Origin of the sequence: Flavobacterium sp. EDS, from assembly GCF_020991525.1 — a bacterium.
In the GTDB taxonomy this organism is placed as follows: domain Bacteria; phylum Bacteroidota; class Bacteroidia; order Flavobacteriales; family Flavobacteriaceae; genus Flavobacterium.
The window spans coordinates 629,777-646,224 of record NZ_JAJMOZ010000001.1; the positions used below are offsets into that span (position 1 = coordinate 629,777).

At 32.3% G+C, this 16,448-nt stretch carries 11 protein-coding genes; 6 read left to right on the plus strand and 5 right to left on the minus strand.

What is annotated here, in order from left to right:
• Nucleotides 1-15 precede the first annotated feature (15 nt).
• From cysS to LPB87_RS02770, 3 genes are all read right to left on the minus strand, one after another.
• A complete protein-coding gene (gene cysS / locus LPB87_RS02760; RefSeq protein WP_230604859.1) occupies nucleotides 16-1,494 on the minus strand; it encodes a cysteine--tRNA ligase in 1,479 nt (492 codons plus the stop codon).
• Between the two features lie 137 nt (nucleotides 1,495-1,631).
• Nucleotides 1,632-2,303 (minus strand): GTP cyclohydrolase I FolE, encoded by a 672-nt coding sequence (gene folE, locus LPB87_RS02765; RefSeq protein ID WP_230604861.1) that lies wholly within the window; start codon nucleotides 2,301-2,303, stop codon nucleotides 1,632-1,634.
• Nucleotides 2,304-2,515: 212 nt separating this feature from the next.
• Entirely contained in the window at nucleotides 2,516-3,712 is a 1,197-nt protein-coding gene (locus LPB87_RS02770; protein ID WP_230604863.1) for a pyridoxal phosphate-dependent aminotransferase, read from the minus strand.
• Nucleotides 3,713-3,833: 121 nt separating this feature from the next.
• Here LPB87_RS02770 and LPB87_RS02775 point away from each other — a divergent pair, with 121 nt between their 5' ends.
• From LPB87_RS02775 to LPB87_RS02795, 5 genes are all read left to right on the plus strand, one after another.
• On the plus strand, nucleotides 3,834-5,156 hold the full coding sequence (locus LPB87_RS02775) for an aspartyl protease family protein (RefSeq protein ID WP_230604865.1): 1,323 nt from the start codon (nucleotides 3,834-3,836) through the stop codon (nucleotides 5,154-5,156).
• 157 nt (nucleotides 5,157-5,313) lie between these two features.
• Nucleotides 5,314-7,959 carry a gliding motility-associated C-terminal domain-containing protein gene (locus LPB87_RS02780; RefSeq protein ID WP_230604867.1) on the plus strand — a complete coding sequence of 882 codons (2,646 nt, stop codon included), beginning with the start codon at nucleotides 5,314-5,316 and terminating at the stop codon, nucleotides 7,957-7,959.
• A gap of 23 nt (nucleotides 7,960-7,982) precedes the next feature.
• Nucleotides 7,983-8,918 (plus strand): type IX secretion system membrane protein PorP/SprF, encoded by a 936-nt coding sequence (locus LPB87_RS02785; protein WP_230604868.1) that lies wholly within the window; start codon nucleotides 7,983-7,985, stop codon nucleotides 8,916-8,918.
• A gap of 10 nt (nucleotides 8,919-8,928) precedes the next feature.
• Entirely contained in the window at nucleotides 8,929-11,052 is a 2,124-nt protein-coding gene (locus LPB87_RS02790) for an OmpA family protein (RefSeq protein ID WP_230604870.1), read from the plus strand.
• A 121-nt stretch (nucleotides 11,053-11,173) separates the two neighbouring features.
• Nucleotides 11,174-11,650, plus strand: coding sequence for a hypothetical protein (locus LPB87_RS02795; RefSeq protein ID WP_129537634.1), 477 nt, complete (start codon nucleotides 11,174-11,176; stop codon nucleotides 11,648-11,650).
• Nucleotides 11,651-11,730: 80 nt separating this feature from the next.
• Here the strand turns inward: LPB87_RS02795 and LPB87_RS02800 are convergent, their stop codons facing one another.
• On the minus strand, nucleotides 11,731-12,114 hold the full coding sequence (locus LPB87_RS02800) for a DUF1573 domain-containing protein (protein WP_129537635.1): 384 nt from the start codon (nucleotides 12,112-12,114) through the stop codon (nucleotides 11,731-11,733).
• Between the two features lie 250 nt (nucleotides 12,115-12,364).
• On the opposite strand from LPB87_RS02800, the gene LPB87_RS02805 reads away from it, so the two are divergent.
• Nucleotides 12,365-15,001 (plus strand): valine--tRNA ligase, encoded by a 2,637-nt coding sequence (locus LPB87_RS02805; protein ID WP_230604874.1) that lies wholly within the window; start codon nucleotides 12,365-12,367, stop codon nucleotides 14,999-15,001.
• Nucleotides 15,002-15,099: 98 nt separating this feature from the next.
• On the opposite strand, the gene LPB87_RS02810 is transcribed toward LPB87_RS02805, so the two are convergent.
• The gene (locus LPB87_RS02810; protein ID WP_230604876.1) at nucleotides 15,100-16,413 is read right to left on the minus strand and encodes an APC family permease; all 1,314 of its coding nucleotides are present in this window, start codon (nucleotides 16,411-16,413) and stop codon (nucleotides 15,100-15,102) included.
• Between the last annotated feature and the right edge of the window lie 35 nt (nucleotides 16,414-16,448).

A 16,448-nucleotide genomic window follows, 5' to 3' on the forward strand; every position in this document is an offset into this window, starting at 1 on the left:
CTAAAAGACTTTTTGCTATACACTAAATGAAGTTCCGTCTTTTCCATCTTTTAATTGAATACCTAATTCAATTAGTTGATCTCTGATTTGATCAGAAAGTGCAAAATTTTTATCAGCTCTTGCTTGATTTCTCATTTCGATTAACATAGTTACAACTCCTTCTAATTTATCATTATTAGCATCTGAAACTTTTTCATCTTTTAAACCTAAAACATCAAAAACAAATGCTCTTAATGAAGTTGACAGGTTGTTTAAATCTTCAGAAGTAATAGTTTCTTTATTGTCTTTTAATAAGTTAACATAACGAACAGCTTCAAATAGCTGTGCAATTAAAATAGGAGTGTTAAAGTCATCATTCATAGCATCGTAGCATAGTTGTTTCCAACTAGCTATATCAATCGATGAAGAAGAATTTGTAGTAATAGAATCTAGAGAGTCAAGAGCCTCCATTAATCTTTTGTATCCTTTTTCGGCAGCAACAATGGCATCATCGGAAAAATCTAAGATGCTTCGGTAATGTGCTTGTAACATAAAAAAACGAGCTACAGAAGCAGAAAATGGTTTACTTAGGATAGTGTTTTCTCCGCTTAAAATCTCACCAGGTAAAATGTTGTTACCAGTAGATTTTGCCATTTTCTTTCCGTTTAGGGTAAGCATATTGGCATGCATCCAATAATTTACTGGGCTTTGTCCTGTACAAGCTTCATTTTGTGCAATTTCGCATTCATGATGTGGGAATTTTAAATCCATACCACCTCCGTGAATGTCAAAATGATTGCCTAGATATTTAGTGCTCATTGCGGTACATTCAAGATGCCAACCTGGGAAACCATCGCTCCAAGGTGAAGGCCATCTCATAATATGTTGTGGTTCTGCTTTTTTCCAAAGAGCAAAATCCTGTGGGTTTCTTTTGTCCGATTGACCATCAAGATCACGGGTATTAGCTAGCATATCTTCGATATTTCGTCCGCTTAAAATGCCGTAATTGTTGGTTTCATTATATTTTACAACATCAAAATAAACTGATCCATTGGCTTCATAACCAATTCCAGTATCAATTATTTTTTTGACAATCTCGATTTGCTCAATAATATGCCCGGTAGCAGTAGGTTCAATACTTGGAGGTAGAAAATTAAAAGCTTTCAGGATTTCATGAAAATCTACAGTATAACGCTGTACAATTTCCATAGGTTCCAATTGCTCTATGCGAGCTTTTTTTGCAATTTTGTCCTCACCTTCATCTACATCATCTACAATATGACCAACATCGGTAATATTTCGCACATAGCGTACTTTATAGTCTAGATGCGAAAAATATCTAAAAATCACATCAAATGACATAAAAGTTCTAACATTTCCTAAGTGAACATTACTGTAGACTGTAGGTCCGCAAACATACATTCCAACATTTCCTTCATGGATTGGATTGAAATTTTCTTTTTCACCTGAAAGTGAATTGTATATTTTTAGATGTTGACTTGTATATAAAGGCATGTTATTTTACTATTTGATTATTGATTTGAAGCTATTCCTGCTGTTCTCCATATCTTTTACTGGCTAAAGAAGTCAGAAAAAGGATGAAGCTTTCATCAGAGCTAGTTCATAAATATAGTTTTGAAAGAGGTTATAAATTAGAACTGAGTTTCTAATTTAATGTAATCTAAAAATTCTCTTCTTGTTTGAGGATCTTTAAATTTACCACCAAATTCAGATGTTACAGTGCTACTTTCAATATCTTTAATTCCTCTTGAGTTTACACAAAGGTGTTTTGCATCTATAACGCAAGCTACGTCTTCAGTACCAAGGGCTCTTTGTAATTCTTGAACAATTTGCATAGTTAAACGCTCTTGAACTTGAGGTCTTTTTGAGTAATACTCAACAATTCTGTTCATTTTTGATAGGCCAATTACTCTTCCGTTAGAGATGTAAGCAACATGAGCTCTTCCTATAATTGGTAATAAATGGTGTTCGCAGGTAGAATAAAGCGTAATGTTTTTTTCAACTAACATTTCGCCATATTTATAATTATTATCAAAAGTAGATGCTTTAGGTTTTCTTACAGGATTAAGTCCTCCAAAAATTTCTTTAACAAACATTTTTGCTACTCTGTTTGGAGTACCTTTTAAACTGTCATCTGTTAAGTCCATTCCAAGTGTAATCAGAATACTTTCAACATCTTTCTTTATCTTTTCAATTTTTTCATCGTCAGTAATTGCAAAAGCATCTTCTCTAATTGGGTTTTGCGCACTTGATCCGATGTGATTGTCACCTATTTCGTCTAAAAAATCTTCGTTATTTATCATTAAAAACTACTATTATAATGGGTATATCTTTTTGAGTGCGTAAAGATAATTAATAAAAGGGAAACAGTTTCTATCGTTTGTATTATTTAATGTACAGTTTTTGGATATACATTAATTTATGTGTACGTATGTGCTTGATACATAAATGGCAACAACGATTAATCGTTGTTGCCATTTGCATATTATTAACTATTTGTTTTTTGTAGTGGTTGCTATTTTTTAGCATTATATACTAGAAGAGCTTCTTTTAAAACTGTAACTGCTTGAATTAAATCTTCTTTGTTTAATACGTAAGCAATACGTACTTGGTTTAATCCCATTCCTGGAGTTGAGTAAAATCCTGCTGCAGGAGCAATCATTACCGTTTTACCATTGTAGTCGTAGCTTTCTAAAAGCCATTGTGCAAAATCATCTGCATTAGTAATAGGTAGTTGAGCAATACAATAAAAAGCACCTTTAGGTTTAGTTACTATTACGCCTTCTATTTTATTAAGCTCTGCTATTAAGGTGTCTCTTCGCCCTCTGTATTCAGAAATTACTTCATCAAAATAGCTTTGCGGTGTATCGATAGCAGCCTCACAAGCAATTTGTTCAACAGTAGGAGGGCTTAAACGTGCTTGAGCAAATTTCATTACTGTAGCAATAACTTCTTTGTTTTTTGAAATTAAACATCCAATTCTTGCGCCACACATACTGTAACGTTTAGAAACTGAATCGACCATGATTACGTTTTGTTCAATGCCTTTTAAGTTCATTACAGAATAATGAATATCTCCATCATAAGTAAACTCACGATATACTTCGTCAGCAATTAAATATAAATCATGTTTCTTAACTAAATTTGCTAGTTGCAAAATTTCAGATTCAGAATATAAATATCCAGTTGGATTTCCTGGGTTACATATTAATATAGCTTTTGTTTTTGGTGTAATCAGTTTTTCGAAAGAAGCAATACTCGGCAGTGCAAAAGCAGTTTCTATACTAGAAATAACTGGAACTACTGTAGCGCCTGTTGATGCCGAAAAAGCATTGTAATTAGCGTAAAAAGGTTCAGGGATAATAATTTCGTCTCCTGGATCGGTAATTGTTGCTAATGCAAAAAGCAAAGCTTCAGAACCTCCAGTTGTAATAATTATATCTTCCTTGTTTACGTTTACGTTTTGATGTTGGTAAAATTGAGCTAGTTTTTTTCTATAACTTTCATAGCCAGCTGATGGGCTGTATTCAATAATACTTAAATCAATATTTTTTATGGCCGAGATGGCGGCTTCGGGTGTCTTTATATCAGGTTGTCCAATGTTTAAGTGATACACTTTATGTCCTTTTTTCTTAGCTATATCAGCATAAGGAGCTAGTTTTCGTATCGGTGATTCGGGCATGTTTTTGCCTTTGTTTGAAATTTTTGGCATGATGTAAATTATTGAAGTGCAAATTTGCGGTTTTTTTTCGAATTTAACGTAAACAATATAAGTAGTTGTTAATTTGTATTAATTAACTAAAATTTTAGTATTTTTATAAGAAATACTCTTAATGAAAAGAAAAATTACTTTGTTTTTTTTGCAAATAATCACCTTTACTGCATTTTCGCAGCAGGGATTTGTTATTGATAAACATATAGATAAGGTTACAATTCCTTTTAAATTAATAAATAATTTGGTTTTTATACCTATTAAAGTAAATGGTATTGAACTTAACTTTTTATTAGATTCTGGAGTTGACGACACCGTGCTTTTTAGTTTAGAAGACAAAAAGGAGCTTAGATTTTTTAATATCAAAAAAATTAAACTTAGAGGTTTAGGTATCGAAGAATCTATTGAAGGTTTAAAGTCTACCAATAATACTTTAGAAGTAGATGGTTTAAAATCTACAGATAACCTTTTGTATGTTATATTGGATCAGGAGTTTAATTTGTCCTCACATATAGGTATTCCTGTAAATGGAATCATCGGCTATCAGTTCTTTAAAGATAATTTGATTGAGATAAATTATCATTCTAAAAAAATTACCGTTCATAGAGCTACCGATAAGTATAATAATAGGTTAGAAAAAAAATTCAAAAAAATCCCGATCACAATCGAGAGAGCTAAGCCTTATCTTTATTCAAATGCAGTTATCGATAGCCTTGGTATTCCTGCAAAGTTGCTTGTTGATACTGGCAATAGCGATGCTTTTTGGATTTTTCAAAATCCGAATATTAAATTACCAGTGAAAAACTTTGAAGATTATTTAGGAAAAGGATTTAGTGGTGATATTGAAGGAAGAAGAGCTAGAATTCCTAAATTTTCTATTGGTGACTTTGATTTTATTCACCCTATTGTTGCCTTTCCGGATTCTAGTTCTGTACGAAATGTAAAAATGGTTCCTAATAGAATAGGTTCAGTTGGTGGTGAAATATTAAGAAGATTTACTGTAGTTTTTGACTATAAAGGTCAAAAAATGTATCTAAAGAAAAATAAAGAATTCCCTCATCCTTTTACATATAATAAAAGTGGGATTGTTATTCAACATAATGGATTACAATGGGTGCAAGAAACGGTACATTTAGAAACAGTTCCTATAGTGAAAAATTCATCTAGTGATGCAACAGAAAAGATAAGTGATGATTTTAGGTACAAGTTTCTGTTAAAACCTGTTTTTGAAATTGCAAATGTTAGGAAAAAATCTGCAGCAGAACGATCTGGATTGAGAAATGGAGATATTATTATTAGTATTAATAAAAATTTGGCTTATAAATATTCTTTAGAGCAAATAAATAGATTACTGAAATCTGAAGACGATATATGGATAAGTTTAGAAATTGAAAGAGATAGTCAGTTATTGAAATTTAAATTTCAGTTGACCGATGAATTATAGTCTTAATTTAACTTCAATAGATAAGTCAGTTTGGGTTAAGTTGTTGTTTGTTAATGTGTAAGTTGTTTAATTGTTTCGGTGATAGGAGGTTAATTAGTTTTGTTTTTTGTGTTTATAAATTGTTTTTGTAGTTTTAACAAAAAATTAATAATACTATATGTCCAAAAAATACTTTGCAAAACTAAAATTGCTTTTGTTTTTACTCACTTTATTTTTGTTGCCTATTAAAAATTTCGGACAATGTGCGGGCTTGGATTCAAAAACAAGCATATGTGATATTCCTAATCCTGCCAGTCAATCCATTAATTTATTTGCATTGCTAGATGGAAATCCTACAGCAGGTGGTACTTGGACAGATGATGATTTTTCGCAAGGATTAGATAGGGCTACAGGAATTTTGAATGCTCAGTTAATAAGAGAAAGTGGATTTTATAGATTTACTTATACAGTTTCAGGAGTAACAGGTTGTGTTGATAATTCGGCTACAATAACTGTTGCAATCGGAGGATATGCTGGAATTTCAGGACCAACAGGGGCTGCATGTACAGATGCTACTGCATATGATTTATTTCATGTTTTTAATGGTGCTTTTTTAAGTCCACAATCTAATGGTAAATGGTATAACAATACTATAAATAGTCCAGTTAATGGTAGTATTATTGATCCTAAGGATTTAGGAGTAGGTACTTATCAATTTACCTATTCAATTCCTGCTATAGGAGATTGTGCTGGACCTGTTTCTTCAATTGTTTCTGTTACCGTTTATAGAGCTCCAGAAGCAGGTAATCCTTCTAATTTATTGTTATGTGATAGTGATGATTTATCCATTTATTCTAATCTGGATTTAAATGATCAACTTTCTGGTGAAGATCCAAATGGACAATGGACAGATAATGAGAATACAGGAGAGATAACAAGTAGAAATGATCATTTTGTAGATGTTCAAAAAATTTATGAAACCCATGGTGAGGGTATTTATACTTTTACCTATACCGTTAGTAATACTCCGCATCCTATTTGTAAAATTGATTTTGCAACGGTAAGAATACGAATAGAAAAAAGAATTGATCTTACAGGAGCTACTTTGGTTGTGAGCTCTGATATATGTGAACCAGATATTCTTAGAGCTACTTATTCGGCAAAGCTTACAAGCGGAGCAAAAATTATTCCTAATGGACAGTATAATGTTACTTACAAAATATCAGGTCCATCATCGGAAACAAGAACAGAATTGTTGACTATTAATAATGGTTCTGTAACTTTTTCGTTGCCGTCAATATTTTTTCAGAAGGTAGGTCAATATAAAATCGAAATCAAAGAATTTAATGCTTTTAAAACCGAAGGCGTTTGTGTTACTATAATCAATAACTTATCAGATGATCTAACGATACATCCAATTCCTAAGTTGGATTCGGCAAAAATAAAAATCGACCCGGTTTGTCAAAATAAAAGTGCACTGGTACAAATTACGGGAGCTTCAAGTCTTCCAAATGGAAGATATAGTATTAATTATAAAGTAACGGGTGCAAATAATACCAATGCACAAGTAGCTTCGATTACTGTTGTAAATGGAGCAGCAAGTTTTATAATACCATCAACTTTAACTGCTAAGGATGGAAGTTCATTAGTTGTAATTACGAATATTACGAATACTCTTGTAGGTTGTACAAATACTGCAAATGTATCAGGAAATATGGTAGTTAATCCTTTGCCAAATTCAATTGATATTAAGATAGAAATAAAAGATTATTGCTTAAATGAACCAGTACCAGTTTCAATTTCTGGACTTGGAACGTTAAAAAACATTACAATTCTGTACACTATTTCCGGAAGTAATTTGGCCCCAACACAAATAATAACCTTAGCTGTATCAAGTGGGAAAGCGAGTTTTGTTATTCCTCAAAATCTACTTGCTAATACAGGGGCGACCAGAGTTACAATTACAAAAGTTACAAATAACGAAACAACTTGTGATATTGTACCTACAGGTTTATTTGATGATTTCTTGATAAACACCATTCCGATTGCGCCAGCAACGAGTCCTCAAATATTTTGTAAATCAGATGGAGCTACAGTTGCTAATTTAGTACCTAACGGAACACAATATAAATGGTATGATTCTGTCACTGCTACTACCCCTTTGTCTGCTACAACGGTATTGGTTTCAGGAAATTATTATGTTAAAGAAACAGCGCTTTCAGGCGGATGTGTATCGCCAGCAAATAGGAGTGTTGTTACTATAAATGATATACCAGCGCCAGTATTAAAACCAAAAGGCCAAGAATTTTGCGGAATAAATAACCCTACAATTGCTGATTTGTCTAATAATACCAATGCTTCTGCTTCAATAGTTTGGTATGATGCTCAAGATAATGGAAACCAGTTAACTAATGCAACTTTGCTTCAGGACAATACAATATATTATGGGTTTGATTTTTCAACTACTACCAATTGTTTTTCGAATGATGTTTTGATTGCAAAAGTTTCGCTTACAAATTGTTCTACTACAGAATATGCAGATTTCTTTATCCCCGACGGATTTTCTCCAAATGGAGATGGTACAAACGACACTTATGCAATTCCCGATATAGACTTTTTATATCCTGATTATACACTCGAAATTTATAATAGATATGGGAACTTAATGTTTAAAGGCAATAAAAATAAACCAGATTGGGATGGTAAAAATTCTGATTCCAAAATAATTGATGGAGTAGCTCCAAATGGTGTTTATTTTTATGTTGTCCATTTTAATAAAGATAATAGGCCGCCTTTACAAGGTCGTCTTTATTTAAATCGATAATTCCTATTTAATTTAATTTTCAAATGAAAAAAATAATACTAATTATAAGTTTTCTTTTCTACATCATTGATACATCTGCTCAGCAAGATCCAGAATACACACATTATATGTATAATATGAGTATGGTAAATCCAGCGTATGCAACAGGAACTCCATCAATGTTAAATTTAGGAACTTTATACAGAACACAATGGGTTGGAGCAGTTGGTGCACCTAAAACATTTAATTTTTTTGGACATACTTCCTTGAGTAATAAAATAGAAGCGGGAGTCTCATTGATTTCTGATGATATAGGGGATGGTGCTAAAAAAGAGAATAATTTTTATGCCGATTTTGCATACATACTTGAACTAGGAGGAAATAACAAGCTTTCACTAGGATTAAAAGCAGGACTTACTTCTTTGCAAACAAATTTTAATGGATTCCAATTTCAGAGTGGAGATGTAACTACCGATTTGGCTTTCGCCGAAAACATCAATGTTACCAAGCCTAATATTGGTATAGGGGCTTATTATTTTACAGATAAATTTTATGTTGGATTATCGGCACCAAATTTATTGAAGTCCAAACATATTGAAGAAAAATCGGGTATAAACGCATATGGTTCCGAAGATATTCATACTTTTTTAACTGCAGGATATGTTTTTCAGCTTAGTGATATCTTTAAACTGAAACCTGCTTTTATGTCTAGATTCGTTGTTGGAGCACCCGCTTCTGTAGATATAACTGCCAATGTTTTGTATAATGAGAGATTCGAACTGGGAGCTGCTTACAGAGTAAATGATGCAGTTAGTGTTTTAATGAATGTAAACGTAACCAAAGCAATTCGAGTAGGTTATGCATATGATTATACCACAACCAATTTTGGTCAATTTAATTCTGGAACACATGAGATTATGCTTCTTTTTGATTTAGATTTATTAGGTAAAGGATATGATAAATCACCAAGATTCTTTTAAAATGAAAAATATGAAAAAATTACTAGTTATTATATTCGTATTTTCAATACAGTTTGTTTGCGCTCAAGACCAGAATCTTGTTCGGGCAAAGCGATTTTTTGATAAAACATATTACAGTGAAGCCATTCCATTATATGAAAAAATTGTTTCAGAGAAGCCTTCGGCAGAAGCCATAAAAAATTTAGCCGACTCCTATTATTATACCAATGATTTAAAGAAAGCACAACAATATTATAGACTTCTGATTAAAAATTATGACAAAGATTTAGATAGAAACTACTATTTTAAATATGCTCATACACTCAAAGCAACCAATAGTTACCAAGAGGCAAATGACGTTTTAAAACAATACTATTCTAAAAACAGTCAGGATTATTTAGATTTTGAAAACGCTACCAAAGAACTCGAGAATGTTTCGGCAATCGGAGACAGGTATAGGATTAAAAATCTAGCCATAAATACCAAAAATTCTGAGTTTGGAGCAGTAAAATATGGAGATAGTTTGGTTTTTGCAGCAGTAAAAAAGAAGCCAGGATTGTTTGATAAAATGTATAAATGGGATAATGAAGCCTATCTTAATTTAGTTTCGGCGCCAATAAATAAGATAAAAGCAGGAGATTCGATTGCTTATTATTTCGCAAAAGAATTAAAAACAGGAATGCACGAATCTAATGCTGTTTTTACAAAAGATGGTAAAACCATTTATTTTACAAGAAATAATTATAAAAACGGAAGGAGAGGAAAAAATGATGATAAAATCTCAAATATTCAAATTTTTAGAGCAGAACTCATAAAAGGAAAATGGAAAAATGTGATATCACTACCGTTTAATAGTGACAACTATTCAGTAGAACATCCAGCGTTGAGTTCTGATGAAAAAACATTGTATTTTGCTTCCGATATGCCAGGGACATTAGGCTCATTTGATATCTTTTCGGTAGCAATAAATGAAGGAGCATATGGGAATCCTCGGAACTTAGGAGCACTGATTAATACAGATAAGAGAGAACAGTTTCCGTTTGTTTCAAAAGATAATAAACTCTATTTCTCATCAGATGGGCATTTGGGTTACGGTTCGCTTGATGTATTTGTTTCTGAAATTAAAGATGGAACCTATACAAAACCTCTCAATGTCGGTCTGCCATTAAATTCAAATTTAGATGATTTCTCGTTTACTATAGATTCAGATACCAAAGAAGGGTATTTTGCATCGAATCGAGCAGGAGGAAAAGGAAGTGACGATATCTATCAATTAAACGAAATCAAGCCATTACTAATTGAAGATTGTAAGCAGCTCATTACGGGAGTAATTACAGATATTGATACAAAACTGCCATTAGAAAATGCTGTGGTTATTCTTCTACAGGAAGAAAGCAAGGAGTTGCGTACGATTGTAACTTCAGCTGATGGTAAATTTAATTTTAAAGTAGCTTGTGAATTATCTTATACGATTTCGGCATCTAAAGAAAATTATACCGATAATTCCAGAACCTTAATTCTAGATAAAACTAGAGGAAAAAGTAATGATGCTTCAATGGCGCTTAAATCTCTTGAGGTTATAAAACAAGAAGAGAAAAAATTAGCTGAAGAGAAAAAACAAAAAGAAGCATTGGAGTTGGTTGTTTTAAAAGCGAATGAAGCTAAAGCTAAAGCGGATGAAATTGCTCAGATCGAAATTAAGAAAAAAGAAAAAGCAGTAAAGGCTGTTGCAGACCAAAAAGAAAAGATAGAAAAGATTATTGCCCAAGAAAAAGATGTAGTAAGAGACAAAGACCGATTAATTATAAAGACGGATCCTATTTATTTTGATTACGATTTGTGGTATATAAGAAAAGAATCTAAGGTTATTTTAAACAGGGTTTATGAATTAATGAAGAAATATCCAGATATGGTAGTCGAGATTGGTTCACACACCGATTCTAGAGGTAATTATAAATACAATGCCAATCTGTCTCAAAAAAGAGCACAATCTACCAAAGAGTATTTGATAGATTCCGGAATTGATAAAAAGAGAATTATCGCAAAAGGATACGGAGAGTCTGTGCCAATTGTAAAATGTAAAACAGACGATGCTTGTAACGAAGAGCAACACGAATTAAATAGACGTAGTGAATTTGTAATTAAGAATTTATAAATCGTTCTGTTGTTTTAAAATAAAAAGGCTTCTAAATAAATCAATATTTTGTTTAGAAGCCTTTCTTTTGGTCACTTTTTTATTTAATTTTATAAGATATATGAACTTAAAATATTTAATTATGAAGAATCTAGTCCTGCCTTTTTTGCTTGTGTCTTGTGTTGTGCTTCAGAGCTGCAAAAAAAATGAAACTCAGAAGGAAGCTGCTAAATCAGAAGCTGAAAGTATTGTAAGTGTTCAATGTTATAAAGCTCTTTATGAAAAAGATACTATAGATTTAAAATTGAATACTCTAAAAGATGGAAAAATAAGTGGGGATCTAGTCATGAAAATGTATGGTACGCCACAAAAGAATGGAGAAGTCATTGGAGAGTTTAAAGGAGATACTTTATTTGTAGATTATACTTTTATTGAAGGAACAAAGAAAGATGTAAAGTTTAAAAATCCTATGGCATTTTTAAAACGAGATAAACAACTCATTTTAGGTAATGGAACTATGGAAACATATTTAGGTAGAACTTATTTTGCTAAAGGTAAGCCTATCGATTTTGATCGTGTAAAATATAAGTTTGAAACTACAGACTGTGTTGATAAATAAACAAGCAAAAGCAAATCAATAAAAAATGGCTTCCTAGAATTTAGGAAGCCATTTGTGTTTATGGGAATTTAATTTGAATACTAATTAGATACTACTCCTTTAATTTTTAAAGCGACACGACCCTCTGGGTAATTTACGGCATTAGTTTCAACGGTAATTGTTTTTCTTATTGGCCCTGGAGGCATATTAAATTTCACTTCAATTTTTCCTGATTTTCCAGGCATAATTGCAGCACTTGGTTTAGATACAATACTAATACCTGCTGTAGATTGTACTGATGTGATCATGAGGGGGGAATCTCCAGAGTTAGTAAATTCAAAAGCCTTAGCTCCGTTGTCACCTTTACTTACTGTACCATAATCAATAGTATTATCCTTGGCAGCAAAATCAATTTTTGGGCCGTTTTGAGCAAGACCAATGGTTGTAACCATTAAGATTGCTATAAATGAGGCTACTTTCTTCATTTGATATTGTTTTAAGTTATTAAGTAAATATACTTTCTTTTAATTAATACACAAATTATTAATTCGCTTTTTATAGTGTACTTAATTATTTACTTTTGTCATCTATAATGAATACAAAAATCAAACCAAAGTGTAAATGTTCATTTGTTTACCCTTTTAAACGCTTATTTAATTGATAAAAAGGCAATTAAAAAAAGGGAAGATAAATAGATGATTAAACAAATTAACGATTAAATATATCCAAGATAAAATGACAATTCCAGCACAATTTGACGCTAAAACAATCGAAAATAAATGGTACGACTACTGGATGAAAAATAATTATTTTCATTCGGAGCCAGATCATAGAACGCCTTATACAATTGTAATTCCTCCTCCTAATGTTACTGGAGTCTTGCATATGGGGCATATGCTAAACAATACAATTCAAGATGTATTGATAAGAAGAGCGCGTCTTAAAGGGTTCAATGCTTGTTGGGTTCCGGGAACAGATCATGCATCGATTGCTACAGAAGCTAAAGTTGTTGCTAAATTAAAAGCAGAAGGAATTAATAAAAATGATTTAACGCGTGAAGAGTTTTTAGCACATGCTTGGGAGTGGACAGATAAGTATGGTGGTGTAATTTTAGATCAGTTAAAAAAATTAGGTGCTTCTTGCGATTGGGAACGTACTAAATTTACAATGGATCCAGATATGTCGGCTTCGGTAATTCGTTCGTTTGTTGATTTGTATAACAAAGGATTGATTTATAGAGGATACCGAATGGTAAACTGGGATCCTGAAGCAAAAACGACTTTGTCTGACGAAGAAGTTATTTATGAAGAACAACAAGGAAAATTATTTTTCTTAAAATATAAAATTGAAGGAACAGAAGAGTTTTTAACAATTGCTACAACGCGACCAGAAACTATTTTTGGAGATACTGCTATTTGTATCAATCCAAATGATGAACGTTTTACACATTTAAAAGGTAAAAAAGCAATTGTACCTATTTGTGGAAGAGTAATCCCTATTATCGAAGATGAATATGTAGATGTAGAGTTCGGAACAGGATGTCTTAAAGTGACTCCTGCACACGACATGAACGATAAGACGCTAGGAGAGAAGCATAATCTGGAGATTGTAGATATTTTTAATGAAGATGCTACACTTAATAGTTTTGGATTGCATTACCAAGGAAAAGATCGTTTCGTGGTTCGTACCGAAATTGCAAAAGAACTAGAAGAAATTGGTGCTTTGGCAAAAACGGAAATCCACTTGAATAAAGTTGGAACTTCAGAAAGAACTAAAGCAGTTATCGAACCAAGATTATCGGATCAATGGTTCTTGAAAATGGAAGAATTAGTAAAACCAGCAATTAAATCTGTTTTAGTTGATGGAGATATTAAATTACACCCAAAACGTTTTGAAAACACTTATGCGCATTGGTTAAATAATATTCGTGATTGGAATATCTCTCGTCAGTTATGGTGGGGGCAACAAATTCCAGCTTATTTTTACGGAGACGGTAAAGAAGATTTTGTTGTTGCTGAAAACATAGAAGATGCATTAAAATTAGCACAGGAAAAAACTTCAAATCCGAAACTTGAAACAAAAGATCTTAGACAAGATGTTGATGCTTTGGATACTTGGTTTTCTTCTTGGCTTTGGCCAATGTCGGTTTTTGGAGGAATTATGGATCCAGAAAGCGAGGACTTTAAATATTACTATCCAACAAACGACTTAGTAACAGGTCCGGACATTTTATTTTTCTGGGTTGCCAGAATGATTATTGCAGGTTACGAATATGCAGGTGAAAAACCATTTACAAATGTATATCTAACAGGATTAGTACGTGATAAACAACGTCGTAAGATGTCTAAGTCATTAGGTAATTCACCTGATCCTTTAGATTTAATAGATACATTTGGTGCAGATGGAGTACGTGTAGGGTTGCTTTTAAGCGCTTCTGCAGGAAATGACATCATGTTTGATGAAGAGCTATGTAATCAAGGAAAAGCGTTTTCAAATAAGATTTGGAATGCTCTTAAATTGATCAAAGGATGGGAAGTTTCAGAAACAATTCCACAACCAGAATCATCAAAAGTAGCAATCGAATGGTTTGAGGCAAAGTTTCAGCAAGCATTAGTTGATATTGAGGATAATTTTGAAAAATACAGAATTTCTGATTCATTAATGGCAATTTATAAATTGGTATGGGACGATTTCTGTTCTTTATTCCTTGAAATGATTAAACCAGCTTACCAACAGCCAATTGATAAAAAGACATTTGATAAAGCAATCGAAATTTTAGAAAATAACTTGAAATTGCTTCATCCGTTTATGCCTTTCCTAACAGAAGAAATATGGCATATACTTGCTGAAAGAACTCCAGAAGAAGCTTTAATTGTTTCGACTTGGCCAGAATTAAAACCATTTGATGCAAAATTAATTACTGATTTTGAAAATTCGGTTGAAGTGATTTCTGGTATCAGAACGATTCGTAAAGAAAAGAATATTGCAATGAAAGATAGTATTGAATTGAAAGCGATTAACAGCGAGAAATTTTCTACTTATTTTGATTCTGTAATAACTAAACTAGGAAATATAGCTGCATTCGAATACGTTTCGGATAAAGTAGATGGAGCTTTGTCATTTCGAGTAAAGTCTAATGAATATTTTATCCCGATAACAGGAGGGAATATTGATGTTGAAGCTGAAATTGCAAAATTAAATGCAGAGTTGGTTTACACGCAAGGTTTCTTGAAATCAGTTCAATCTAAATTAGCAAATGAAAAATTTGTAGCAGGAGCGCCAGAGAAAGTTTTGGCTAACGAAAAACAAAAAGAAGCTGATGCTTTAGCAAAAATTGCTACAATAGAGCAAAGTTTAGCAGGTTTGAAATAAGAGCTAGATTTTTTTAAATATAAAAACCCGACAAATTTTTAAAATTTGTCGGGTTTTTTATTTTCAGATAGTAGCGTTTCTCGCATTTTACTTTTTACTTACTTCTTCCGAGTTAAAAACAGAAACAAAGGATAAGAAGCCACTGTGATACCAACTATGATTGTAAAGCTTTCTGGGTCACTATATATGAATCCGATTAGTAATGCTAATGAAACAAGAATTGCTAATATGGTTGTCCAAGGATACCAAAATGAGCGATAAGGTCTTGGTAAGTCAGGTTCTGTGATTCGCAGTTTTATAAGCGAAAAATAAGCCAATCCCCAAACAATAATAGAGGTAAAGGCGGCGAAGGAAAATAATACTTCAAAGGAACCGATGAAAATTAAAAACAAGCTAAATAATGAAGAGACTAAAAGAGCAACGATTGGAGTTCCACCTTTGTTTACAGTTGTTCCTTTTTCAATAAAAAAGCCATCACGACTTAATCCATATAGAATTCTTGGCGGAATCATCATAAAGGCATTTAGTATGCTTATTAAAGAGAAAATAGCTATTACAGTAACTATAATAGCACCATTTTTACCGAAAATAATGTTGGCAACATCGGCTGCTGCCAGATTAGAATTTGCTATGGTTTCGATTGGTAAAACATAGAAAAAAGCGACATTTAATAAAACATAAATAGCAATTACGAGTAAGACACCGCTATATAAAGAACGCGGAATGTTTTTGCTTGGGTTGTCGTTTTCTTCTGCAAAAAAACAAACTCCGTTCCAACCATTATAGGTACCGATAATAAGCTGAAGAGATTTAAAGAATCCAAATAGAAGTCCAATTTCAAAAAAAGAACCTTCTTTTTGAATTGGAGGTAATTTTACTCCAGAGTACATAAAACAAGCAATTACCAAGGCAACAAAACAGACAACTTTAATAAAACTGGTAATTTGTTGGATGAGACTACCATTTTTAACACCACTTAAATGTAATAATACAAATGTAACTAGTAATGCGATTGCTATTTCGGTTGAATAGTTTCCTAGATTTGGAAAAAGTATAATAAGATATTCGCTAATAACGATACAGTAAAATGCGGGCGGAATTACATTGGTAATATAATCAAACCAACCCGATAAAAAGCCTGCATAATTACCAAAAGCTCTTTTGATATAATTATAAGATCCTCCAGCTTTAGGAAGCATAGTTGCTAGTTCAGCATATGAATTGGCACCTATTAAGATAAAAAGGCCACCAAAAAGCCAAGAAGCAATAATAAGCCAATAATTATCTAGCATCCCAGCGATAGTACCAGGTGTTCGTAAGATTCCAACTCCTATTGTTCCTCCAATTAATACCGCAATATTAAAGCTCAGTCCCAGACTTTTCTTTAATTGGTTCTTTTTGGAATCTGACATATTTAGATTTTATTTTTTTTGAATTATTAAGTCCA

Excerpts from the sequence above, each read along its gene's own strand:
- LPB87_RS02810 (WP_230604876.1), bottom strand. The coding sequence starts at position 16,413 with ATGTCAGATTCCAAAAAGAACCAATTAAAGAAAAGTCTGGGACTGAGC.
- LPB87_RS02775 (WP_230604865.1), top strand. The coding sequence starts at position 3,834 with ATGAAAAGAAAAATTACTTTGTTTTTTTTGCAAATAATCACCTTTACT.
- LPB87_RS02795 (WP_129537634.1), top strand. The coding sequence starts at position 11,174 with ATGAAGAATCTAGTCCTGCCTTTTTTGCTTGTGTCTTGTGTTGTGCTT.
- LPB87_RS02805 (WP_230604874.1), top strand. The coding sequence starts at position 12,365 with ATGACAATTCCAGCACAATTTGACGCTAAAACAATCGAAAATAAATGG.
- LPB87_RS02780 (WP_230604867.1), top strand. The coding sequence starts at position 5,314 with ATGTCCAAAAAATACTTTGCAAAACTAAAATTGCTTTTGTTTTTACTC.
- LPB87_RS02790 (WP_230604870.1), top strand. The coding sequence starts at position 8,929 with ATGAAAAAATTACTAGTTATTATATTCGTATTTTCAATACAGTTTGTT.
- LPB87_RS02785 (WP_230604868.1), top strand. The coding sequence starts at position 7,983 with ATGAAAAAAATAATACTAATTATAAGTTTTCTTTTCTACATCATTGAT.
- cysS (WP_230604859.1), bottom strand. The coding sequence starts at position 1,494 with ATGCCTTTATATACAAGTCAACATCTAAAAATATACAATTCACTTTCA.
- LPB87_RS02770 (WP_230604863.1), bottom strand. The coding sequence starts at position 3,712 with ATGCCAAAAATTTCAAACAAAGGCAAAAACATGCCCGAATCACCGATA.
- LPB87_RS02800 (WP_129537635.1), bottom strand. The coding sequence starts at position 12,114 with ATGAAGAAAGTAGCCTCATTTATAGCAATCTTAATGGTTACAACCATT.
- folE (WP_230604861.1), bottom strand. The coding sequence starts at position 2,303 with ATGATAAATAACGAAGATTTTTTAGACGAAATAGGTGACAATCACATC.